Annotated in this window: 20 protein-coding genes and 1 pseudogene; 9 read left to right on the top strand and 12 right to left on the bottom strand. The window is 43.2% G+C overall.

Going from position 1 to position 24,401, the window contains the following annotated elements; genetic code table 11:
• Positions 1-36: 36 nt before the first annotated feature.
• The 3 genes from KQI_RS0113895 to KQI_RS0113875 all read right to left on the bottom strand — a co-directional run bounded on the left by KQI_RS0113895 (position 37) and on the right by KQI_RS0113875 (position 6,057).
• Positions 37-2,991 carry an S-layer homology domain-containing protein gene (locus KQI_RS0113895; protein ID WP_010347390.1) on the bottom strand — a complete coding sequence of 985 codons (2,955 nt, stop codon included), beginning with the start codon at positions 2,989-2,991 and terminating at the stop codon, positions 37-39.
• A 412-nt stretch (positions 2,992-3,403) separates the two neighbouring features.
• Positions 3,404-4,108: a hypothetical protein gene (locus tag KQI_RS0113885; RefSeq protein WP_010347388.1), complete on the bottom strand. Its 705-nt coding sequence runs from the start codon at positions 4,106-4,108 to the stop codon at positions 3,404-3,406.
• Positions 4,109-4,677: 569 nt separating this feature from the next.
• Complete coding sequence (locus KQI_RS0113875; RefSeq protein ID WP_010347386.1) at positions 4,678-6,057, bottom strand: amino acid permease; 1,380 nt, start codon at positions 6,055-6,057, stop codon at positions 4,678-4,680.
• 459 nt (positions 6,058-6,516) lie between these two features.
• Between KQI_RS0113875 and KQI_RS0113870 the strand changes: the two genes are divergently transcribed.
• Complete coding sequence (locus KQI_RS0113870; protein WP_010347385.1) at positions 6,517-7,281, top strand: SDR family oxidoreductase; 765 nt, start codon at positions 6,517-6,519, stop codon at positions 7,279-7,281.
• 165 nt (positions 7,282-7,446) lie between these two features.
• On the opposite strand, the gene KQI_RS0113865 is transcribed toward KQI_RS0113870, so the two are convergent.
• Entirely contained in the window at positions 7,447-7,893 is a 447-nt protein-coding gene (locus tag KQI_RS0113865; RefSeq protein WP_010347384.1) for a GNAT family N-acetyltransferase, read from the bottom strand.
• A 65-nt stretch (positions 7,894-7,958) separates the two neighbouring features.
• Positions 7,959-8,435 (bottom strand): MarR family winged helix-turn-helix transcriptional regulator, encoded by a 477-nt coding sequence (locus KQI_RS0113860; protein ID WP_010347383.1) that lies wholly within the window; start codon positions 8,433-8,435, stop codon positions 7,959-7,961.
• Positions 8,436-8,614: 179 nt separating this feature from the next.
• Here KQI_RS0113860 and KQI_RS26890 point away from each other — a divergent pair.
• From KQI_RS26890 to KQI_RS0113830, 6 genes and pseudogenes are all read left to right on the top strand, one after another.
• Positions 8,615-9,491 (top strand): annotated as a pseudogene (locus KQI_RS26890) (SDR family NAD(P)-dependent oxidoreductase).
• A gap of 167 nt (positions 9,492-9,658) precedes the next feature.
• The gene (locus tag KQI_RS0113850; RefSeq protein ID WP_010347382.1) at positions 9,659-10,342 is read left to right on the top strand and encodes a hypothetical protein; all 684 of its coding nucleotides are present in this window, start codon (positions 9,659-9,661) and stop codon (positions 10,340-10,342) included.
• Positions 10,339-11,754 carry a phage baseplate assembly protein V gene (locus tag KQI_RS0113845; protein ID WP_010347381.1) on the top strand — a complete coding sequence of 472 codons (1,416 nt, stop codon included), beginning with the start codon at positions 10,339-10,341 and terminating at the stop codon, positions 11,752-11,754. Before KQI_RS0113850 ends, KQI_RS0113845 begins: the two co-directional genes overlap by 4 nt.
• Before the next feature lie 12 nt (positions 11,755-11,766).
• The gene (locus tag KQI_RS0113840; protein ID WP_010347380.1) at positions 11,767-13,044 is read left to right on the top strand and encodes a pentapeptide repeat-containing protein; all 1,278 of its coding nucleotides are present in this window, start codon (positions 11,767-11,769) and stop codon (positions 13,042-13,044) included.
• A complete protein-coding gene (locus tag KQI_RS0113835; RefSeq protein ID WP_010347379.1) occupies positions 13,041-13,577 on the top strand; it encodes a hypothetical protein in 537 nt (178 codons plus the stop codon). Before KQI_RS0113840 ends, KQI_RS0113835 begins: the two co-directional genes overlap by 4 nt.
• A gap of 4 nt (positions 13,578-13,581) precedes the next feature.
• Positions 13,582-13,998 carry a DUF4280 domain-containing protein gene (locus KQI_RS0113830; protein ID WP_010347378.1) on the top strand — a complete coding sequence of 139 codons (417 nt, stop codon included), beginning with the start codon at positions 13,582-13,584 and terminating at the stop codon, positions 13,996-13,998.
• A gap of 138 nt (positions 13,999-14,136) precedes the next feature.
• Here the strand turns inward: KQI_RS0113830 and KQI_RS0113825 are convergent, their stop codons facing one another.
• Positions 14,137-15,633 (bottom strand): protein adenylyltransferase SelO, encoded by a 1,497-nt coding sequence (locus KQI_RS0113825; protein ID WP_010347377.1) that lies wholly within the window; start codon positions 15,631-15,633, stop codon positions 14,137-14,139.
• Between the two features lie 634 nt (positions 15,634-16,267).
• A complete protein-coding gene (locus KQI_RS0113820) occupies positions 16,268-16,735 on the bottom strand; it encodes a GNAT family N-acetyltransferase (RefSeq protein WP_241763915.1) in 468 nt (155 codons plus the stop codon).
• Between the two features lie 148 nt (positions 16,736-16,883).
• Between KQI_RS0113820 and KQI_RS0113815 the strand changes: the two genes are divergently transcribed.
• Positions 16,884-17,750 (top strand): LysR family transcriptional regulator, encoded by an 867-nt coding sequence (locus KQI_RS0113815; protein ID WP_010347375.1) that lies wholly within the window; start codon positions 16,884-16,886, stop codon positions 17,748-17,750.
• 164 nt (positions 17,751-17,914) lie between these two features.
• Here KQI_RS0113815 and bluB read toward each other — a convergent pair whose 3' ends face one another.
• From bluB to KQI_RS0113785, 5 genes are all read right to left on the bottom strand, one after another.
• The gene (gene bluB / locus KQI_RS0113810) at positions 17,915-18,550 is read right to left on the bottom strand and encodes a 5,6-dimethylbenzimidazole synthase (RefSeq protein ID WP_010347374.1); all 636 of its coding nucleotides are present in this window, start codon (positions 18,548-18,550) and stop codon (positions 17,915-17,917) included.
• 87 nt (positions 18,551-18,637) lie between these two features.
• Positions 18,638-19,312 carry a hypothetical protein gene (locus tag KQI_RS0113805; protein WP_010347373.1) on the bottom strand — a complete coding sequence of 225 codons (675 nt, stop codon included), beginning with the start codon at positions 19,310-19,312 and terminating at the stop codon, positions 18,638-18,640.
• Between the two features lie 427 nt (positions 19,313-19,739).
• Entirely contained in the window at positions 19,740-20,273 is a 534-nt protein-coding gene (locus KQI_RS0113800; protein WP_010347372.1) for a cupin domain-containing protein, read from the bottom strand.
• Between the two features lie 986 nt (positions 20,274-21,259).
• Positions 21,260-21,526, bottom strand: a complete 267-nt coding sequence (locus KQI_RS0113790; RefSeq protein ID WP_010347369.1) for a hypothetical protein — start codon at positions 21,524-21,526, stop codon at positions 21,260-21,262.
• A 172-nt stretch (positions 21,527-21,698) separates the two neighbouring features.
• Entirely contained in the window at positions 21,699-22,262 is a 564-nt protein-coding gene (locus tag KQI_RS0113785; RefSeq protein WP_010347368.1) for a hypothetical protein, read from the bottom strand.
• Between the two features lie 981 nt (positions 22,263-23,243).
• Here KQI_RS0113785 and KQI_RS0113780 point away from each other — a divergent pair.
• A partial coding sequence (locus KQI_RS0113780) for a contractile injection system protein, VgrG/Pvc8 family (RefSeq protein WP_010347367.1) occupies positions 23,244-24,401 on the top strand: 1,158 nt, incomplete at its 3' end.

Here is a 24,401-nt window from a genome sequence, read left to right as displayed (position 1 = left end):
ACCTCAGGTCTTAAAAAATCCTGTCATTCCAATCACTTACTGATACTTTACTTCTTCTGCGAAGTAGATCTCCTTCAAACGATCCTTTACACGCTGGATTTCATCTGCTGTTAACGGAGCCGTAGGATTTAGCTTGAAGTTCCTTCCGGTGACATAGCTTACATCCGTGTTCTTATCCAGGTTGTATGGTAACTTCGGAACCGGACTGCGGGTATAGTCCGTAAAATCAATAATAGACCAGGCCGCATCTCCATCCTCCTTGGATAAAATGATCCGCTGTGAGGCGTTTTCAGTCCACAAGTAACGCAGATTGGCCGGCGAATTATTGGAGCCCGTGGGCGTCTCAATGCCGGAGCCTCTAAACATGAGTGAAAATTCCGAACGATCATTATTCGATCCAGCTGACGATTGATAAATCTGTTTCAGCCCGTCCACTCCCACAATCTCGACCTCACGGTCAGCAGGGAAGTGCTTCACAAAGTTCTCCCATATTTGAGCCATGTTATGCTTTTGGGCAAACGAGTTGATGTCCAGAATAATGGACATGTAGTTTACCGTATTTAAACGTTGATACGGATTATCCAGATATTGCTGTGCTATATACAGTTGTGGTGCCGCATCCGTTTTTTCATTCAAATTTGGGTCACCTGGATGGAGCGTCCAGCGTGAGGAACCTTCTGTATAGCGTGATCCAATGGGATCAATCGTAACCGAGTTCATAAACACGATACCGCTATTATCGGTAAGCCCCTGTGCAGGAACAATCGGATTATCCTTATTGGACCAGTAAGGCATCAAAGGTGAACCCTCACCAAACATGTTGTTAACATTATACTGTGTTGCCGACCATCCCATGGCTGAAGTAATCTTATAATGATCTTTAAGCCATTGGGCCTGCTCAGGATTCACCGTAAAGCTGGTCAATGATTTAGGCAGATACTTCCGATATTGGTCTGTATCCATGCTTTCAAACACCGAGGGTGATCCCATCGTACCGCCTTGGTGCAGCTCATTGAGTGCATTATAACGATACATATACAACCACTCGCTCATCCGTGCTTCCCAAATAGGAAGCTTGTGCAGGTTATTCGGGTACCCGTCCATAATCCCGACTTCGTCGCCATACTGATCCACGTATGCTAAAACCTGTTTAAGCTGCGGGCGATTCGTGTCTACAAAAACAAATGAATTTTCCATCGCCCAGGTCACTTTTAAGTTGGGGCCAAAGTGATCCATCAGCAACTGACGAGCTTGCTTAATTTGGTCTACCGTGGTCGCACTGCCTCCTTGTCCCTGCAGCATTATGGAGACAGCAAAATATTGCTTTTTGCGTTCTCCTGGTACTACAGTTAATTCGGCATCGGATATGAAGTGAATTCCCTGAGATGGTGATTCAACCTCAATCTTGAACGGAATGACTGAGTTCACTGCCGGAATCAAATGCAGATTGGCAATATGTCCATCCTCATCAAATATTTCACTGGAATCCTCTATCCGAAGCTTCAGGTCTGACGGCAACGAGCCGGGCGGTATAACCTCTCCCTTTGCATTGTGAAATACATAGGGCATGCTCCAGGCTGCAGGGTCTAGAGTAGTGGCCTGTGAAATGGTGTACGTCGCCAAGTATACGGACCTGATTACACTCGGGTCCTCTGGTGGAGGAGTCATCCCTTTCACGATCAGCTTGGTCTGTGCTTTAAGTACCCGATAAGGTTTGGCAATGGTGACTTCCAACTCGACAGGAATAGTACCATCTGCAGCAGGGATATTTTCAGAATGTGCGATTTTCCCCTGTTTATCAAACACACCTAATGCATCACTAAATGTATAAGTAACACTTGTAACGCTGGCAGCGGGAATGCTTACTGGCTGCCCTTCTTTGTAGAGCTGAAAGGACAGCTGATACGAAGGATACGTTTCCGGTTGATTTATGAGCTCCGGCGCCTTGATTACGACCTCATCCACTACAAAATCCGAAGAGTGATCCGGTGGCTTGGGATCAGGTACCGGTGGCTTGGGATCAGGTACCGGTGGCTTGGGATCAGGTACCGGTGGCTTGGGATCAGGTACCGGTGGCTTAGGATCAGGTACCGGTGGCTTGGGATCAGGTACCGGTGGCTTAGGATCAGGTACCGGTGGCTTAGGATCAGGTACCGGTGGCTTAGGATCAGGTACCGGTGGCTCGGGCTTTGAGCTGTGTCTTTCAGGCTCCTCAATTTCCGGATTCACAGGTTGGGGCCTAATTTCCGGTGACAAGTCGACCACTGGTTTGTCCGGTTCCGGCAAGCTGGGTAGCTGATTCGTCGTTCCAGCCCCGTTTCCTGACTCTAGCAAACGCTTGGCACGCTCTCTCAGATCGTCACCGCCTAGCCATACCCGATATGCAACCAACGTGGCATCTTGTCGTGTTACAAATTTTTTGGGATAGAAATAATGATTCGTATCCCCCTCTATCAGCTCTAACCGCTCCATCAGCCACACGCTCGTTTGTGCATAGTCTGATATATCAAATTGATCCACAAAACTGGATATACTGGCAGAACGAGTGTCTTCAGAAACACCAAGATACCTAGCATACCAAACGGCCATATCCTGACGAGTCATATTCTGCTTGGCACCAAATAATTGATCACTAATTCCTTTTGTAATGTTCTCTTTCTGCAAGATCTGAACATAAGGTAGAGCCCAGGGAGACACATCACGAAAAGTAATAACGTCCTTGTCATTCAGTGTACGTTTTAAGGTTTTAGCGAAGATGGTAGCCCATTCCTGCCGCGAAATAAACTGTACAGGTCGAAAACTGCCATCCTGATAACCCGTAACATAACCTTGAGCAGCCATGGCTTCAATTGCATCCGCTGCGTAGGAATGTTCAATATCGTTAAAGGCCCTATCTGCAAAAACAGGCACAGTATGTATACAGAACAACCAAACAGCCAGTAAACCAGTCATGTATTGCCTAATCCGTTTTAATTTTTTCTCACATCTCATTATGTTAGATTATTACACCTCCTCTATGAGATAGCATTGGATCATTTTCACCTGTCCCTCTGTTTCAACTTTGAAAATAACCTCATTTGTTTTCAAACGAATTTTAATTTCCATTAACACCAAACTGTATATATTTAAATTATCGGAATAATCCCCCCGGAATTGAATAAGGCCAGTAAAAAAAAGTAATTCTGTCCTTATGCTAATTAATATACTTTTAAAGCCGTATATCCCAATCACTTAACAATGGCTTTCATTGGGAATTAAATGCTTATTACCTTATTGGGCTGCTATTTTGGTCACGCCTACAAATAAAACAAAAGATAACATCATGTATCCTCATTCAGTATGAAGAATACACAATGTTATCTCGTTCTTGTGCAGATGAGTTTATTAAATCCTGTCTGCTCTTTTAATTCTCTTTTACTTCAGAACCCGTATAAACATAAAAGTAGCCGTTAAAAATTCCATTTGACGGATAAGCAGCAGGATCTTTGCCTTTTATTTGACCTACTAACTCTCGATTTATAAACATAGGGGTTCCTTCTTCAATTAACGCTTCAGCAGACATTTCACTGATCGGTTTTACTGTACTGGACCGGAATGTCACTAAATAGACATCGTTAGCATTAAAATGATATCGTCCATCAGTTGGAGTCCCCTCATAAAACAGCTCTGCCAAAGAAGCCGCTTCAGACCCTCTCATAAAAATTCGAATATCATCGGTTCCGTTCCATCTACCAGGAATTCCACCTATTGGATTAACGTATTCCAGAATTTCTGGCTCCTTGTCGCGAATAAAATCAGTAACCGAATATTTATAAACTCCATCTGTTACACTCTTGGTCGCAACTCCGGTTGTTTTCCCTGTTCTATAGCCGCTGAACCCCCCATACACATTCGGGGTTTTGCTAATAGCAGCAAAGAACTTTTTCTGATCCATAGATGCAGTTCTTCCAACTACTGGTGTCAACTTGTAGTTTCTGACCTCAGTCCCCTTGTACTTCTCCCACGTGTATTCAAAATAATAACTCGCATGAGATACTCCACTGTTCCAGCCTACAGATGCCAGCATGATAATACCTAGCATGAATAATAGTGGCCACTTTTTCAACATGATGCCCTCTCCCTCTTTTTCTCTTAATACTATGATTATCAGCATTATAGCGTTTTAATAATTATACTGACAGTTAAATTTTAGAAAGAAGTAAAAATAATTTATGTCCTTTTCACCTACACGGTCTGTCCTTTAGAATATAGAATATACTAGATTCTATCGATTGCAGGAAGGCTGAGGATGTTTGGCTACAGGAGGAAAATCAAAGGAAGGGTGAATTTATCTATGTTCAAGAAAATGGATATTTACAGAATCCTTACTCTCATATCTGCTTTAATGGTTGTGATCCTATCATCTTTATCACTCGCATATCCCGATACCTATACGCACTCATACACCATCGCACAATTTTTTATGGGCATTCTGTTTTTATTTTCAGGCATTTCGGAGTTTAGAGCAAAACGAAATCATATGGCTATAGCTAGCTTTATCGTTTGCTTTTTCACTTTTTTTGTATTTATATTTAGGCTTATTGTGTGAAAAAGATAACCATACGTAAAATAAAAGCCGAGCGAATTCAGGATATAACCTGAATGGCACTCGGCAAATTTTACATATTTAACAATCTTTTAGTTTTCCTCTAGTTCTTCAATTCTCTGCCGCTTTCCTATACCAAAGACAAAATATCCAACAACGACGAGCGCCATAAATGATGCCCCCACAATCAATGGCATACGCGTGTCTGGATTGAACCACATTCCGATAATTACCAGCAATAAGAAGATAATGGTGATGTAATTGCTGACCGGAAAGAAGCGAGACTTAAAGTTGTGGTCCTTCATTTCGTTTTTCCATTTTTTTCTGAATCTAAATTGGCTGATCGCTAATGCAAACCACGGTACCATGCCTGGAAGAACACTGGCGCTGTAGATGTACAGAAACAGCTTGGAATCAGGGAATAAGTAATTAAACAGCACTCCGATCAGCAGCAGGGAAATCGTCGTGATAATACTATTTTTAGGAACACCGCTCTTGGAAACTTTTCCAAAAAACTTGGGGGCTTGTCCATTTTTAGCCAAGGTGTACAACATTCTCCCCGCACTATAAATCCCGCTGTTGCAACCTGACATCGCAGCGGTGAGAACAACAAAGTTAATGATGCCCGCAGCGGCTACAATTCCTATTTTGGCAAAGGTCAGCACGAAAGGACTGCCTATCTCGCCAATTTGATTCCAAGGATAGATCGTAACAATGACAAAAATCGCACCCACGTAAAAAATCAGAATACGCCAGACGATGTTTTTAGTGGCCTTGCGGAGTGTCATTTTCGGGTTTTCTGCTTCACCCGCTGTAATCCCTACCATCTCTATCCCCTGATAAGCCGCCGTAACAATGCATAATGCGAATAGGAAGCCTTTTAATCCCCCTGCAAAAAAACCACCATGGCTGTATAAGTTGGAGAGACCAATCGGTTGCCCGCCATTACCTAAACCAAAGAAGATCAGACCTGTACCAACAATCAGCATAAAGATAATGGCAACAATCTTAATCATGGCGAACCAAAACTCAAATTCCCCATAAAACTTTACAGCCGCCAAATTGGCTAACGCGATAATCACTACACCTGCCAGAGCTGGCAGCCATTGCGGGATGTCCGGAAACCAATAACCCACATACACCCCAATCGCAGTCACCTCAGCCATTCCTACCGTAACCCATAAGAACCAATAGCTCCAAGCGGTCAAAAAACCAGCCAAAGGGCTGATATATTTATGGGCAAACGTAGCGAATGAGCCCGTCACCGGTTCGAGAACCAGCATTTCCCCCATGATCCGCATGATAAAAAACATAATAATCCCAGCTAAGAGATAAGCCAGCAGCACAGAGGGGCCAGCCCACTTTATTGTACTTGCCGATCCCATAAACAAGCCGACACCAATGGTTCCTCCAAGCGCAATCAGCTCAACATGGCGTGGCTTTAGCCCTCTCGTTAATTGTTTCGATTCCAATAGAACGCTCCCCTTTGTATATGTTTATCATCAAACGTTAATGACCCGGAAAACTGTCCCCAAAACATTACTAATTTTTCGGACTGACGCAGTCCTGATCGAAAAACTACCTCGTAGCTGCACGATTCGCAAATAAACAAACAACCACGTCCTATCTACCGTCCAAACCTTACTGTTTCTAAGACCGAGTCCGTAGCATTAGGTGAATTGTATGACAAAAATCGCCTAAATACAACTGCTAATTGGTAGACATTTATAGGGGTGAAATGGAAAGGAAGGCGTTTCTTTTATCTGAACATCGGTCAATTTTAATCAATCAATTAGATTAGAAAAAGCATTTAAACACATGTATTTTTTTCAATGATAAATATCATGATTTCTTTCGAATAAAAGAGCAACATTTCAAAAATCACCTCATGATATAACTAAACATGAATTCCAGACTAAGGAGATGAAAATATGAGTAAGCTAGAAGGCAAAATTGCTTTAGTAACCGGTGCAAGCCGGGGGATTGGTCGCAGCATTGCGCTGCGTCTGGCACAGGAGGGTGCCGTCGTCGCCGTACACTATGGAAGAAGACAGCATGAAGCAGAGGAGGTGGTTCATAAGATTGAGCAAAGTGGAGGGAACGCCTTCACGATAGGAGCCGACATAAGCACCCTTGATGGCATTCATGATTTATATGCGAGCTTGGATGAAGCTCTTGAGGAACGTACTGGCGACCATCGGCTCGATATTCTCGTCAACAACGCTGGAATCGGTCAAATTGTCACCTTGGAAGAGACGACAGAAGCATCTTTTGACGAAGTCATGAACATTAATGTCAAAGCACTGCTTTTTGTTACCCAGCAAGCTTTGCCACGCCTAAGAGACGGAGGGCGCATCATCAATATCTCATCATTTGTTACACGTGTAGCCTCTCCCAGTGTTTTTGCCTACAGCATGTCAAAGGGTGCGGTCGACACACTTACGCGCGTTTTGGCTCTTCAGCTTGGGAGCCGCAATATTACGGTGAACGCCATCCAGCCTGGCATTATTAATACAGAAATGAATGACAGCACGTTAAAAGATCCCGACGGGCAGAAATTTGCCGCTGGCCTTTCAACCTTCAAAAGGTGGGGGGAACCTAATGATGTCGCGGATATCGCTGCCTTTCTCGCCTCATCAGACAGCCGCTGGGTAACGAGTCAGTTGATTGATGCAAGCGGCGGATCTCATCTGTAAATGAACAGGTTCAAAAGCCTGGCTAAACGGGCTTTACCCCTCTCATTTACCCTATGATCGCCTATCCTCAGTCACGAGGCTGCCGGTTTACCTGACAGCCTCGTGCTATTTCCTCATTGACTCTCGTGTCACGAAGCTTACACAGCTATCCAATGAAAATACGTATTATTTGAGCCTTTTTATAAAATTTTTTTGGTCCTTTGTAAACTGATAGCCACGTTGTTCGTAGAATCTGTGTGCATGTATCCGATTTGGGTGGGATAGCAATTTAATTCCAGAAAATCCATGGCTCTCTCCCCACTGTTCAAGCCGCTCAATCAACATGCTGCCTATGCCTCGATTTCTCTCCTTCTCTTTCACAACAAATCCTAGTACGTTGATTAAAGAGTCCGAAAAAAGCAATTCATACGGGCTTCCATGAATATATCCTATTACTTCATTGTTTTCTTCACAAACAAGGACGATATCTTGGGTTTTCTTTATAATCGTTCCAATCTTCTCTTTTACCTTTTCTTCAGAAAATACATATAGATTCGGGTTAAAATCCTGGTTTAACAAATAAATATCATAATAATCCGTTACCCTGATTTCTCTAATATGTTTTCCTTTCATTTATGAAAGCCTCCTGTTTTTACGATTCTTTGAACCTACTCACAGGCTTAGTTCATCCAAAATAGTCAGGCATCTTCTTTAACCATGGTTTGTCCGTTAAAGCACTTCAGCATCCCAATAAACGCTTCAAGCTTGGAATCCTCCCATGTTGAAATGCGTTGGTAAAATTCATTTTCTTTTTCTTTTAAAGCATCCAGGGCTTTTTCACGGCCAAAAACTGTCAGGGATATCAACACTCCCCGGCGATCCTCAGGGTGGGTTTCACTTTTTACATAATTCAAGCGCTTAAGCTGAGAAACAAGCCGGCTGACAGAGCTTCGATCCATAGCGGTGGATTCCGCCAAAAATGTAGCGCTCACCGGACCGTATGAAAGAAGACAACGTACAATCAGAAAAGCTGCAGGTTGTAATGCTGGATCGAAAAGTGCCGCAGTTCTTACATTGAGTGCATGTGATGCACTTATAAGTGCATTAAGCTGTTCACCAAGATCCAGTTCTAATTGCACTCTCGTAGAATTGGGATGTTGAATTTTATTTTCCATAGGTTTACACACCTCATTATAAATTAGCTTGAATATATTTGACATATATCAATCGAAATACATATACTTGATATATATCAATCATATTTTTAATTTGGGTAAGTGTCAAGCAGAACGCGTCTAAAACGTTTGAACGGTAATATGAATGTAATTTATTCAAGATTTGGAGGAGTATTTATATGTCGATATACCCGGTTATTGTAATTACTGGTGCAACTAGCGGGCTTGGACAATTGACAGCAATTGAATTAGCCAAACGCGGGGCACATCTGGTCTTAACAGCCAGAAATGAAAAGCGTGCTGAAACAACTAAAAATATTCTAAAAGATCTTGTACCCAATCCAAAGGTACACTTTTTTTTTCGGGGACCTGTCTCTTATGAAAGATGTCAAGCGGATTGGAAATGAAATTAAAGCTAATTATCCGAAGATTGATGTATTAGTGAACAATGCAGGATTACATGGTTTTGAACAGCGAGTGACCTCAGAGGGTTTTGCAGAAATGATAGCAGTAAACTATCTTGCACCATGGCTGTTAACACATACATTACTCCAGCCATTAATGAATTCAAAGAATGCAAGGATCGTCAACGTGGCTTCTGAAGCATCACGCAACCATGGTGAACTTAAATTGCCAGAGGATTTAATAGATACATCTGCATTTACTGCAAGAGGCTCATCTATGATTTACGGAAAGACAAAACTCCTTAATATCATGTTTACAGAAGAACTTGGACGTCAGTTGGATGGAACTGGAGTCGCAGTTAACGCACTTAATCCGGGGTTTAATGTTACCGGGCTTGGCCGTGAGTTAGGGTTTTCGTCCATACTTGCAAAAATATTGAACACTTTGCATATCGGAGACCCGCGGAAAGGAGCGGACATTATTATTCGTTTAGCTACAGAACCTCAATATCAAGCAGTGACAGGCGGATATTTTAATGTTGGCACTGGAAGGCCCATTGTGCCAGCATATCCTGGCGGGGATATCGTAATGCAACGCCAACTGTGGAGTACTACAACAGAATTGTTACGGCAAAAAGGGTTGATGGAATGAAGCTTGCAAAAAATTAACATCTAAATTCGCCAACGAATGGGTCATTTTGTAAACTAAATTCTGTTTTAACCGATAAATACACATGTTGGGTCTGCATTTAAATATCCCCTTCAGTTTGCCAATTTTTTAAGTATAATCTCTTATTTTTTATGAAAAGGGGGCTTTATATGAACTATCTGGATGAGCATATTCTTAGCCTCAAAGCTAAAATGATGGATCAGACAGCAATTGATCATGATGCTCTACAATCCATTCCAGCTCAAGCTCAGGGATCGGAACAGAATGGTCCAGTCCTGTCTGAAGAAAATAAACTCTTTCATATTTATAATGACCATCTCGCGTTGGAGCCTATTACGATATTACATGGGGAAATTGGCTTCTATATTCCCAAATCCTTTAGTCCTATGCCAATGGAGCAAGCTGCGATGAAATATCCTTCGGAGCATCGTCCACAGGATATTTATACCTCTTCTGAGGGAACGATTAATATCAGCTTTAATCCTACAGATTCGTTCTTGGAAGTGGACGAGCTTTCCGAGTTCGTGGAGCAAATGGCAGACGTTTTACGGTCGGTACAACCCATTCGCAACTGGCTGGGCTCAGAAATGTTTATCAATCATTCCGGGCTTTCAATCGGGCGAATTCGTTTTATAGCAGCGGGAATAGACGGGAATCTATACAATGAATTGCTGCTTTTCATCCAAAAGGGACGAGTTGTAATAGGCTCCTTCAGCTGTCTGGAAGCAGAGCACGAAGCATGGCTGCCAGTAGCGGAATATTGGGGCCAGTCCCTTCGCATCCTAACGCCCTCCCCTTACCCTGCAAATGAGAAAGGAATGATTTCACGATGAGTCTGGGATACGATCAAATTCAAATTCACCCTTATGACCAAATCGATCTGGAGCAGCTTACCTTAACGAAAAAAATCAACGAGCATACCCGACTTTATTTTACAGGTGTTATTCCTGAGGACCTGCAAGACAGCTATGTGGAAGCGACAGAAAAAAATACGGTGATTGAGGTGAGCCAAAAGGATGAATCTGGCGCCAGCAAGCCGCTATTCAGCGGGATTGCCCTTTCGGTCGAGGTCAAAGTCGTGCGGGGTGTGTACTATCTGGAGGTAGAAGCTATTTCCCATACGTACCGGATGGACATTAAGCAGCGTACCCGCTCTTTTCAGTATACGAAAATGACGATCCCTCAAATGCTGGAGCACATAGGCAAGGACTATGAGGGGCTGGATGTCATTGACGGAGCTACTGGCGGAGAAGCTATCGGGCGTATTGCCATTCAGTATCAAGAGACGGACTGGGCATTTTTGAGACGCATAGCCTCCCGCTATCATACGAGTCTGATGCCTGTTGCCCGTTTTGACAGTCCCAAGTTTTATTTTGGTATTGAAGACAGCCCCGCGCAGGCGGTACTGGATCATACCCGTTATACCGTGCGCAAGCAGTTGCTGCCTTTTCGTTATTTTCAGGAGAATGAGCAGACCAAGCTAAGTGAGCATGATTTTATTTTTTATGAGGTAGAAACGGATGAAGTACTCGACTTGGGCGCTCAGTTGAATTTTCAGGGGCATAACTTGTATGTGATGGAAGCCTACACTGCAATGAGTCAAGGACTGCTGCAGCATCAATACGTACTGGGTTCTTACCAGGGATTTCGGCAAAAAAGCTACTATCAGGATAAGCTGGCAGGAGCCTCGTTAAGCGGTGTTGTTCTGGACGTCCGTCAGGATCAGGTACGTATCCATCTGGATTGCGATGAACAGCAGGATGCAAGCAAGGCGCATTGGTTCAACTATTCAACCGTGTACAGCGGCGGTGGCCATACCGGCTGGTACGTTATGCCGGAAAAAGGCGACTCGGTATCTCTTTATTTCCCTGGCAGTCGGGAAGAAGACGGCGTGGCAGGCAGTGCGGTAAGGCGGGCAGATCGCAAGAGTACACATAACCATTTTTCCAACCCGCAAATGAAAATATGGCGTACTCCGCACGGCAAGGAAATTCGGCTGGGGCCGGATGAGCTGGTCGTTACAGGCAAGGACGGCGCTATTTATATCAAACTGGACGATAAAGAAGGCATTCATATCACGAGCAGCAAGCAAGTGAATATTTCAGCGGGAGGCAATCTCAGCCTGTCAGCGGGCAAAACGATGAGTCTATCCGCAGGTAGTCAGCTCCGTATGAATTGTAACGGCAGTCATATTGAATTAAGCGGTTCGGCGGATATGAAGGGCAGCGAAGTGAAGTCTAATTAAGGATGATTTTAAATGGAAAAGCAAACAGATGTGTCAAGTCAGCAACAAGCGACTCTGCTTCAGGCATGGTCCCTCATTCGCCAAGAATGGGCGTTGAAATGTACAGTCACACAAGAATCCCGACTCCAGCATATAGTAGAACATTTTCGCACCTTTTGTCAGTTCGCTCGGCAAAAGCAGCAAGAAGGCCTTAAAGGCCATATTGGCTACATCACCTATTCCATGCTGCGCACCACATGGCTTGAGCAAAAGCCTGTTTATCTCGTCGAAGCTACGGACGCCTTATGGATGCTGGATGCTGAGCCCATTGCGTTGGAGTACGATGCAGGCTGGGTCTTTTCCTATTGGACTCATCTACGTGAACAGCTTTTGGCCGAAGCCTTGAAGCAGCAGGTATCTCTGTCCGAACTAGAATTGGAACAGATCATGCTGGAAGCAGCGGGATATCTTCATACGATGATCGTTAGTCTGATACGGCAGGCTATGAAACAAGCCGTTGCTTTACCAGAGTTTCAGGTGCTGGATCGTGAAGAAGTTTTTGAAATTCGGGTCGGCGAGTATATGGATCACAGCGTGTCTGTGTACCGCGAAGATCGCAAACCAATGGATGCGAGCGTAATCAAGTCTTGGCTGGAGGAAAAAGAAGAAGGGGCCTACAGCTACCAAGCGCTGACTCAAGTCAATCTATCCGGTGGAGATTACAGTTCCCTGGATTTTCGCTATACAGCCTTTCGCCAAATCAGGATGGAACATAGTCGATTACATAGCTGCACTCTAGTAGGAACCGTGTGGCAAGAGGCTCAGCTGGATGAAACCGACTTTTCGTACAGCCTGCTTCACGGAGCCGATTTTAGCGGTTGTTCCCTGCAAAAGGCTGTACTGGACGCCGTTTCAGGGAATGGCAAATATGGTAGTTCAGAAGCTTGGCTAGATTGGGAGCCATTAGGATGGGATGGAGTAAATTTTACAGGAGCGAGTTTACAGGGAGCCAGCTTTCAGCATGCTCAGCTTCAGGGGGCTATTTTCCAGGACAGCTCGCTGCAAAAGGCTTCATTTATCGGAGCGGATCTGACAGACGCCTGCTTTGTAGGAGCCGATATAACGGGTGCTTCCTTCACAGACGCTTGCTTAGTAAGAGCCGATTTTACAGGGGCAAAGGTCAACCGGGTAAGCTTTACGGAGAAACAACGAAGCGAAGCTATTGGTCTCGCTGTTGAAGAAACGTCCCATCCTTGTCTTAAGGCTACACAGATAACAGCTCCAGTAAGTAAAGGAGACCGGATACAATGAGATATTTTCGACTCATGGTGGATGAACGCGTCAAGCATCGGGTGGAGCCTGCTTCTCTGTCTCCATTGCAGGTGGAGGATATCCTTTCGGATAACAATAAAAATATGCAGACGGAGGACACTCCCTTGTTTTTAGCTGTACATACAGATTCTCGAACCGTATATCCGGATTTTCTGGAGTATCCTTTGCCGCTGGTTTCAGATTCGATGAAAGCACTGTTGGAAAAATATATGCCGGGATTGGAATGGAAGGCAGCTATTCTTACCGATTTTCAGCAAGCCAAACAGGACGTGTACTGGGTACTGCGTCCTCCGGTGGTGGATTGTCTTTCCGTACAAACTGAGTGGTACCCAGACCATACCCTAAAGCATTTGGTACTTAGACACGGAAAAATCGACTCATCTATATTTCGGATTGCCGGTTTGATGGAAGTTCATATCTTTATTGATCTCGCAGTGGCGGAAAGCTTGCTGCGCCGTCCATTTACAGGAGTTCGAGTGCAAAAAATAGAAATGGCCACAAAGGAGGAATAACAGGATGGAAGAAGCAAGTGTACAGCCTGGAACAGGCGCGAAAAAAAGCTACGTCGTGGCAGGTGCGATTTTAAGCTGCAGCTACGGTACACAGCCTACCCGTTTGAAGCGCCCTTTTAGCCATGGGGTGTATGTCAAAAATAAAGCGCAGATGAATATTGGAGACTACGTGCCAGGAGTAAACATCAAATCTTTTGGCAATTGCTCCAGTCCACTTAATCCGGCTGTACAAGCCAGTCAGATGGTTGATATCTATGGGGTGAAAAAGGCCCCGTGCATTCCTGTCCTGACGATGCCTTGGCTAAACGGGAAAAGCGACATGAGAATCGAAGGCCAGCCCGCTCTAACGCAAAACTGCACTCATCAGTGTCTGTATTGCGGACATATTCAAATCGAAAATGACGGTCAGGAGCTGGATTAACGGTTGTTGCACCTACCCACTTTTTCAGAAGCTGGATTCTGCAAAACCCTCGGATAAAAACAAAATGCGCTGGTGAGAGAACGGCTATCTTCTTCACCAACGCATGAAATAGGTTATCTTCAAATGGCTCACTTCACATCAGGTACCGCAAAAGGTTCGGTATGTGCAGTTGGACCCCTCAGGCAATGTAGCGTAAATCTCCTGCTCCTCAGAGTAGGCATACGGGTTTGAAAGAACTTCAAGAAGCTCCTCCATCACACGGTAGTCTTCTCGTTCCACCGCAGCCTCCAGCGCTTCTTCTACCCTGTGGTTGCGCGGGATGATGGCGGGATTGTTGCTGCGCATTAGCTGACGCGAGGAGGCTTGTGATTCCTCCTGCCTGCCCAGTCTCGCCTGCCATTGCTCATGCCACTGGGTAAATTCCGCAGTGTTGTACAGGACCGTATCCTCGGGCTTATCCAAAGTTAAGGCACGGAAGGTATTGGTGTAGTCCGCACGATACTTCTGCATCATGCCAAGAAGGTCTTCAATTAGGGATTCGTCCTGCAGCTCTTTGTTAAAGATCCCAAGCTTCGCTCTCATTCCCGCGAGCCAATGATGTTGAAACATTTTTGCAAAATCTGAAATCGCATCCTCGGCCAGTTTGACAGCCTGCTCCCTGTTGTCATGCAGCAGCGGCAAGAGGGTCTCCGCAAATCTTGCGAGATTCCATGCGGCAATATGCGGCTGATTGGCATAAGCGTAGCGGCCCTGAATGTCAATGGAACTAAATACCGTCTCAGGGTCATAGGTATCCATAAATGCGCAAGGACCATAATCGATCGTTTCTCCGCTAAGGGTCATGTTGTCGGTGTTCATCACCCCGTGAATAAAACCAATAAGCTGCCATTTGGCAATCAGCTCGGCCTGACGTTGGATCACTGCCTGAAGCAGGGAAAGGTAGCGGTTTTCGTCAGCGACAACTTCCGGATAATGCCTTTCCAATGTGTAATCAGCCAGGAGCCGAAGATTTTGGCTAGTACCCCATGCTGCGACGTATTGAAAGGTGCCGACGCGAAGATGACTGGCAGCCACACGAGTCAGAATGGCACCGGGCTGCTCGGTTTCCCGGATGATCGACTCACCCGTGGTTACCACCGCCAAACTGCGGGTGGTAGCAATACCTAACGCATGCATCGCTTCACTAATGATGTATTCGCGGAGCATCGGCCCAAGTGCCGCCCGACCATCACCACCGCGGGAGTATGGCGTTCTGCCTGAGCCCTTGAGCTGAATATCAAATCGCTCCCCCGAGGGAGTAATCTGTTCGCCAAGCAGCAAAGCACGACCGTCTCCCAACATGTTAAAATGCCCAAATTGATGGCCTGCGTAGGCTTGGGCAAGGGGCGCAGCACCTTCGGGAGCCCGGTTGCCGCCCAGCACTGCTACGCCATCATTTTGCTGCAGCGCCTGACCGTTTAACCCCAGTGATACTGCCAACGGATGATTAAAAATGATCAGCTTTGGCGAGCGAACAGGGTTTAGGCTGAGCCTTGTAAATAATGATTCCGGCAGACGAGAATAACTATTGTCGAAGTTCCATCCTGTTTTATCTGCTATTTCTGTTTTAGCTGCTATTTCCTTTTTCTCCGTCATAATATCTCCTTCTTATGTTGTGGTATCCCGGGTATCCCCTTTTAGTCTCTACTTCTGTCCATTTATTATCCACTTTTCACCATACGATTCTGTTCCTTAGCGAGAAAAGGCAGCCGAATCATCCGGTTGCCTTTTCATTTCTGATTATTAAAATAACGTTATACAGGAGTATAGCAGCACTTCGACGCTCACAACATCCTATTAAGAGTGGTCACATAATAATGAGACTCAGCAGAAATCTCAAACCCTATCGACTGGTAGAGGTTTAAAGTTGATCTCCACCGTTTTCCTTAAGGCTTTCTAGGCCCACTCTCAAGCTTGATCCGTCGAATTCCTTACACTGTTGCTCTAACATTCGAATTTGAGCCATTTGATGATTGGAGAAGTCATTCATTTTAGTAATTTTATATTATTGCATGTTAGTTGTGGTTGCCTCATCAAGAAGGAAACACGCAGTTTAAGGACGAGTAGGCGCTATCCTTCTATAAACTGTCCGTTTATTCATGCTTACCATTGGGACCGCCTCCTTGATATCTTATTACTACAATTTAAACTTAATATTAAAACAAATCAATATCATCCTGATAAAATGAACAGTTCCGTATTAATCGCTGATAGAACAGCAATTGAATGTTTACAGGAAATCTGCACGTTTTAGTTCCAACTCCATAAACACATCCGCTCTTACATATGGCATAGGTCCGATTCGCTCAACAGGAACATGCTTGAATCCAACCGATTCGTAAAGATGAACGGCGTTCGGTAGCTTGGTGCTACTGCCCAAAAAGAGCGATGTTGCACCAAGCTCGCGTGCGCGGTCGATGGCGGCATCGATGATTTTCCGTCCGTATCCGCGTCCCCGCGACTCGGGTGCAACGCTCATCTTCGATAGCTCGAACACGCCAGCTCCGCTCGGCACGAGTGCAACGCATCCGACGATCGAATCTCCAGCACGCGCGATGAGCACATCTCCTCCTCTGTTCACGATATTCTCCACCGGATTATCAAGGATGACCCGATCCTCCTTTTCGATCGTGAAGAAGTGAGTGATCCATTCCTCGTTAAGAGTTTTAAAGGCATGAGCTTCGTTGGGCGTCTTCATCGAAGTGATCGTGAGTACTGTTTCGAGCATGATATGTTTCCTCCTCTTGTATGCTTACTCCACTGTAAAAAAAACCGAACGATTGATCAATGTCGATTTTCATATTAAGATCATAGATAATATCTATGATCGGACGGTGACAACCTAAATGGAACATCGGTTATTGACCTATTTTTTAATGGTCTGCGAGGAGCTTCATTTTACGCGGGCAGCTGAACGACTGTCGATCAGCCAGCCAACGCTCAGCCACCAAATCCAGCTGCTAGAGCACCAGCTAGGCATGCCATTGTTTACCCGCATTGGCAAGAAGGTCTATTTGTCCGAGGCTGGGCACATTTTGCGAAGTCACGCGTTAAACGCCTTTCACGAATTAGATCAAGCTCGGGCTGCCATCGAAGAACTGCGAGGCATGAAGCGAGGCTGCCTGCGGATCGGCTGTGCGGGCAATCATTTACTTCTGCCTGCCATCGCCGCGTTTCACCGGCAATATCCGGAGATTGAACTGTCAGTCCAGGAACTGGCGACCGAAGAAGTTAAGAAGGAACTGCTAACCAATCGGATTGATCTCGGTATTGTCTATCTACCGCTGGATCACGAGCAACTTGAGAGCATTGAGCTGTTCGAGGACGAACTGCAGTTGGTCGTCGCAGCAGGGCACCCGCTCGCTGGAGCAGATGCAGTCCCCCTCGCAGAGCTTCAGGCACATCCCTTTGCTATGCTCCAGCCCAAGTTTCTCGTACGTCAGTTCTTTGACCAGTATTGTGAGCACGCTGGCTTCCACGCCAAGCCGATCCTGGAGCTCTCCACTCTGGAATCACTGCTGCAAATCGCGATAACAGGTGTTGGCGCAGCCGTGCTGCCACGATCCTATCTCCAAACAGTTAACCAACCTGCCATCACCAAAATCCGCCTCAGAGATCCTGCTCCTACGCGGAAGATTGGTCTGGTTTATCGCAAAACCTCCTATCTCAGTACTGCAATGAAGACGTTTATCACCCAAATAACGATGCAATAATCTTGACGCATTCTAAATCTTGTTGAACTACCCTGTCCGTTTGTATTATAAGGTCAGCTATAGAGCCTAGATAAATAAAGAACCACCTTTAATAAGGTAGTTCTTATTGCACTATCATTTCCGTTAGCATCATATCTAAAGGGAAGATTCAATTGTATTTCAAATCATTCCCAAGCATTATGGTGTATTAGGTTATTTAGATTTCGACGTCTCTCCCAATTTACTTGCTCCAAGAGTGGTTTTGTAGGATAAAAATCCGTATATCCTAATGAGATCAAAGCAATAGGGTCAATATGTGGCGGAATATTTAGTATTTCGCGTACGTCTGTTTTCTTGTAAAAACTAACCCACCCCATAGCTATTCCTTCTGCATAAGACGCCAACCACATATTTTGAATGCAACAGGCGACGGACATAATATCTGTTTCAGGAATAGAATTTCGCCCAATTACATGTCCGCCACCTCTTGTGGGATCACATGTAATACAGATCGTTATAGGTGCTTCCCTTATACCCTCTAATTTTAACGAGAGAAATCTTGCCTTTTTTTCATCTTCATAGTGTATGGACAAGGCCTGTATTTCTTTATGGCATGCATGCGCCAATCGTTCTTTAACCTCTTGAGAGTCAATTACAATAAAATCCCAAGGTTGCATAAAACCAACGGAAGGTGCATGATGACCAGCCATTAATATGTTGTTTAACTTATCTTTGGATATGGGTTTTCCATTAAATGAGCGAATATCTCTCCTTTCAAAAATGGCCTTAAATAGTCCTTCTCTTTCAGAATCATTTAACAATTTAATTCCTCCCTTAAAACAAAAATCCCCAGCCTAAATAAGAGTGAGAATGCACCATCAAGTAATACAGTCAGTCCTAAAATAATCTCACCACAGATATACTTTAAGGTTATCTCGCCTTAACAGCTTCATTTCAGGAAATTTCCGTTGATACGTTTTAAATAACACATACTTTTGTAAACCTTTAGATTGATGTAAGGCCTGTTGTGCCAGTTCAGTTGCTTCTGCATAATGATTTGATTTCAACTCCAATTCGGAAAGAAGCGCGTTTTTCATCCAAGGTGTTGGAATCTCGTGAATGATTTTGAGAGCTTCCGCATTACTTCCTTCTTCCATACACACAATAGCTCGATAGTAATTTTTATATGCCAGTGGTTTGATCAATTCGATTTCTTCTTTAACCGTCAGAATTTCTTTTTTATAGAAAGCAAAAACGGTTTTATGTAACGCTTGCTTGTGGATTCCCTTATATTTTTGGAGCAATAGTCGAATTGAGTCTTCTACTTCTTCATCGATTTCATGGGCTAGAGCATAAAATAGATGGTATTCTGGCTTACTCTTATGCGACATTAAAAACTTTTCAATTCTCTTCAAATTAGAATCCCACAATACAGAAAAAAGGATAGGGACATATAGTACCAGGAACACCAGGATAAAAATAATTACAAAAGCTAACGCATTATTGATGTGTAAACGATCCACAATCATCCACATGACAATGACAAATACAAATGTGACAAGATTTCTTATATTCCAGATCATCTAGCTTCCCCTTTTCATGCTGCTGAACTTGTTGATTTTTCTTATCAGGTTTAATTCAACAAATTTGAATGTAATTCCTTCTTTTTCCTAAGAAGTAGCATCTATATAATCACTATCGCGAAAAAAGGGAACAAGCTATAATAGCCCATTCCCCATATGTATTAGCTTCCCCTTCCAACTCAGCCTCGTAAAACAACTCGATATTTTAGGAATATTGGATAAAGAATCGATTAGAGTTCATTTAGACAATCTAATATGATTTGTTCGGTAATTTGCATCTCATCGAATCCTTTCAAAATGGGCTATGTAATTGTTGCTTAAATAAATAAAAGAACCACCTTTACTAAGGTAGTTCCTTATTGAATTAACGTTCACCGTTAGTGATTCATTCCAACCTCATTTACTTGATCCATTAATAATATGGGCTTTATTCAGCAGACATGGCATCCGCTTTTGTTACATGAACCGTACCATATGGATGCTCAGGCGGAGCATAGATGGCGTATATTTTAAGCGGGATATTCCCCGTATTGGTAACATTGTGCCATGTTCCAGCAGGTATCATAATTGCATAGCCGCCACAGGCCATTGCTTGAAAACTCAAATTATCTTTATTTTCACCCATCTGAACAAGTCCCTGACCTTCTTCAATACGTATGAATTGATCTGTTGTGGGATGAACTTCTAAACCAATATCATCTCCAACATTAATACTCATCAGGGTTACTTGAAGATGTTTCCCTGTCCACAAAGCGGTGCGGTAAGTATGATTTTGCTTAGTAGCTTGGTCAATATTCACTACAAATGGTCTTTGCCCATAATCTGTTAATTTATAAGGATACCCGTTCGTGTTGACCCCATTACAATAATGACCATTCCAATTATTACTCCAACGGATGTTATTCCAATAGTCATGCATTGGAGTATGCCATTGATATGGATAGCATGAATTACGGTACAATATTCATTCTCCTCTCAGCATTTCATTGTTTATTTTCATTCTATGCACCTGCCTATCTAAAGGTTTAAAAAAGGGAAAGATCCTGAGGTCATAAACGAATGGCAACAGCAAATGCTAATCATTGGCATCCAATCTTTATGGTTATTGAAGGTAACTGTCCATTTGCTTAACGAGTGATTCAATACATATTTTTTTAACAAAACCCTCAAAATAACAAACTACGATCATAAAATTTCGGACTCTTGACTGACTGAATCAATTGAACAGTCCCATATAGACTATCTGGCGCATCGTCGTATGTACAGTCTCGATTGTAATCCTTCACTTGATGATTGTACCTGAGGTCATCTGCATTGAATAGAATATGACCCTTCTTCACTTCCAGCTCCAAGCTAATAATACGTTCATGTTTCTGTCCCTTGGAATGCACGTGCCTGATTCACCTCAAAACCAAGCTTATCTGCAGAAGAAAGCTTTAACTTCTCAATAGCCACTTGGAACAAATCATCCGGCAGCAGTTTATAGACGTTACCATCAATCACATACCTGTTTCAGTGCTTTCGTATTCACCGGCAGCTCACGGCGATCATTCCACTCGTTAGGTGCACGGTTCTTTAAGTAGAAGATCATCGCTGTCGGATTGGGGGAGGCTGATACCTTTTCACCTTTTCAATGCGAATCTTCTTTTTTCCATTTTTGTCCTCTTAAATAATCGAATCAACAGCCAACCATTCTCCTACTAAATATTGCATAATTCTTCTTTATTTCTTACACTATAGCATTTTCATGGGGATATATGGAACAAAAAAAGCCCTTGAATAATACCAAAGGCCTAATTATCCTGAATCTAGCATGACTACGAATATTCGATTCTATAGTTTCCTTTGAACATTTTACTTTGAAGCAACAGCTACCTATATCCAGATTTTTTAGATTCAGTTGCTCACAGATGAATTCCAAGTAATTTTTTTGCGAAATCCCTTATATCAGTCGCTTCTTCTATAAAAATCAATTATTTTTTTTGCATTTCCAATAGATAAACCATACTTAGTTCTGACTCTTTTTATTGCTTCTACTTCTGATGCCTCCGTTAAAGCCTCTTCAATAAAAGATTTAACTTCATCGTTATTTCTATATGACTCATAAAGTGCTTCCTCTAATGAGTTTAATTTCCTTGAATTATAATAATTTGTAGTGACAGAGAATATAAGTGCTAACAGTAAGAATATTATTAAATACATTGAGTTGTCCATGAGGTTCCTCCTATTTTCATCAAAACTAATTATTAGCTCTTAAAAGAATAAAGCACTTATGGAGCAAGGGGAACAAATTACCCCAGCTTGTCCAAAGTGCTCTTATAATCATAAAGAAATGCCAAGTTACGACTAAGGATAAACCTCCCTATAAATTTATCCTAATATTTCCTTAAAAGCAAGCTTTGCTAACAGCTGTGATTCCTGCCAATTCAGCAACTAAATCTTTAGCTGCTCCCCCTAAAGCTTTCCACTTCTCACTTGCAAACGAAGCTCCCCATATTAACTTAGCGGCTTCAACAGCACCACCCAAACTTTTAACTAATTTACCTATCTTTACGATCTTAGCGATTGGTACAGCAGTAGTCACAACTAAACCCGCAATAGCCAATCCACATTCCCAAGCTCCAGCAGGTTTAATTACCTTTGAGTCAGTTGCCAGCTCTTCATAATTGTCGGAATCTGTCACTCTTACCTGGCTACCTACACTTTTAAAATAATTATTAATAGTCGTTGCATCATTAGAATTTAGGACTTCATCTGGAATATTCTCTATGTCATTTAGAATTTTTTGAATAGAATCCTGAGAAACACTTTGGTATTTTTCCATTTCAGGCTCTTGACTTTCAGCTGCAGTAGCAACCAATCCTGACGAAAGACCTAAGGTAACAAACATAGATAATACGACCAAAGAAATTAAACCTTTTACCCACTTTCTATTAGTAACAATCTTCATGAAATTTTAACACTCCTTTTCTTTTTGATTATTTTTACATTTTTATGGTATCACATGTTAACACTATATATTGTTATTTCGACAAAACATTTAAATATTCTACATTAAATAGATTCTTCAGACCTACATAATTATGTAAAATCATAGCTAATTGTATAGGCTAATCAATTTAATTTTAGTAAAAGCTTACTGTTATAAGAATTATCTTACGGAGATTAACCAAAGATATAGGCTAAGCCTTCATGGACAAGGTGTCGCACTTAGCTTGACAATCCGTCATTCTAAAAAGCTAATTTATAAGATAATCTATATAACAGATTCAGTATCACGTAGCTCAGTAAATAAAATATGTTCCCGCACTCAACCCTAAAGCATTTTTTTGAATACAGGAACATATTTGAGTTGCTCTTAACCCTCGTGCATTCAATGCTTCTCATCTCAATATATTACTACCACGCACTCCACGTGTGTCGAGATATTGTAAGGGATATATTTCTTCTTGTTATATTTTTTACCTATTATAATAAAAAATACTCCTCCTCGCAACAACCTTAGTTTTAAAAGCCCCTCTCTCCTCTTAATTCTATCGATCTCATGAGCTACATTTGAACTATATTGATTACTATGTACCACCAACTTGATTAAAACGGCATCATGATCTGAGCTTTTCACAAATTCACGGTTGCAAGTAGACTACTCCTACTCCTACTCCTACTCCTCTCCCTTCCAAAAATACACATTGTAAATACCGCTTTCAATGGGGCATTCTGTAAACTAAATTTCTCTTTTAACCGATAAATACATATGCTGGGTTGTTTATTAAATATCACATCGCATCCTTTTGTACCCTACAAACTCAATGATACATATTGATCTTGAGCCAAAGCACCCATCCGTATTCAATTACCAGAACCGGATTAAAAATGACGTGCTTATATTGGGAAAACAGCCATCACATCTAGAAAGGAGTCATGAATTCACTTGAGCCACTTATCAGACGGGATCAGCTATGAAAGCCTACGCTTTTATGGCCCCTTTCAGCCACAACATATTGAACAACTTCAAATAACACGTACCATCAACGATCATGCCTATTTACATATCAGTGGTGTGCTCTCCGAAGAACAGGGAGCATCCTGTATCGGTCAAAATATGGAGCAGGAGCCGATTGTCATTCGTCAGCTAGATGATCAGGGACAATCGCTGAGAAGGCTGTTCCATGGGGTTGTAACGAGTATGTCCGTACAATGTGTGCGAGGCGTATATACATTTGAACTGGAGGCCGCTTCCCATTCGTACCAGATGGATATCAAGGCGAAAAGACGCTCCTATCAAGATATTCACCGCACTTATGATGATCTGGTCACTGCGATGGTGCGGAAATATGAGTATGGTGATGCCATTGATACTGTAAGCAACTATGCCAAACTGGACACTTTTGTTTTACAATATGAGGAGACCGATTGGGCATTTTTAAAGCGTCTTGCTTCCCGCTTTGGCTCCGTACTTGTGCCAGAGGTAACCGCAGCCTCACCCAAAGTTTTCTTCGGGATGCCAGAAGGCAAGCAGCACAAAGTGGAACGGGATGTGTTTTACAGGGTACGAAAAACGTTTCATGAGTTGGATGCGGAAAAGCCCGGAGAACAACGTGCTGACTCGTATGTCACCTATATGATTGAAAGTCTGCAATACTACGCTCTAGGTGACCTTATCACGTTACCCATTGGACAAGGCAAAGAGTTGGTCGTCGTTCGGGCAGTGACACGGTTAGAGGATGGCTTACTGCGTACCCGTTATGATCTCCAAGCGGAACAGAATATTCGCTATGCCCGTTATGAAAACGATCAGGCCACCGGGATTTCGCTGATAGGAACGGTGCTCAAGGTACAACAGGATTTCGTACAGCTTCAACTGGATATCGATCCGAAGCAAGATCCTGCCAAAGCCTGCTGGTTTCCCGTGGCGACAAGATATGTAGCCGAAGAACATAGTGGCTGGTACGATATGCCTGAGATCGGGGAACAGGTGGAGTTGTATCTGCCTACACACCGCGAACAGGATGCCTATGTAACGGATTCGCTGCGACAGCAACGCCACGCAAATGGACAGCCGAATGTGAAGGTATGGCAACATGTGCAA

It is taken from the genome of Paenibacillus peoriae KCTC 3763 (assembly GCF_000236805.1).
Classification (GTDB): domain Bacteria; phylum Bacillota; class Bacilli; order Paenibacillales; family Paenibacillaceae; genus Paenibacillus; species Paenibacillus peoriae.
The sequence above is the reverse complement of the archived record's forward strand: the minus strand, read 5'-3'. Positions and strand labels throughout refer to the sequence as shown.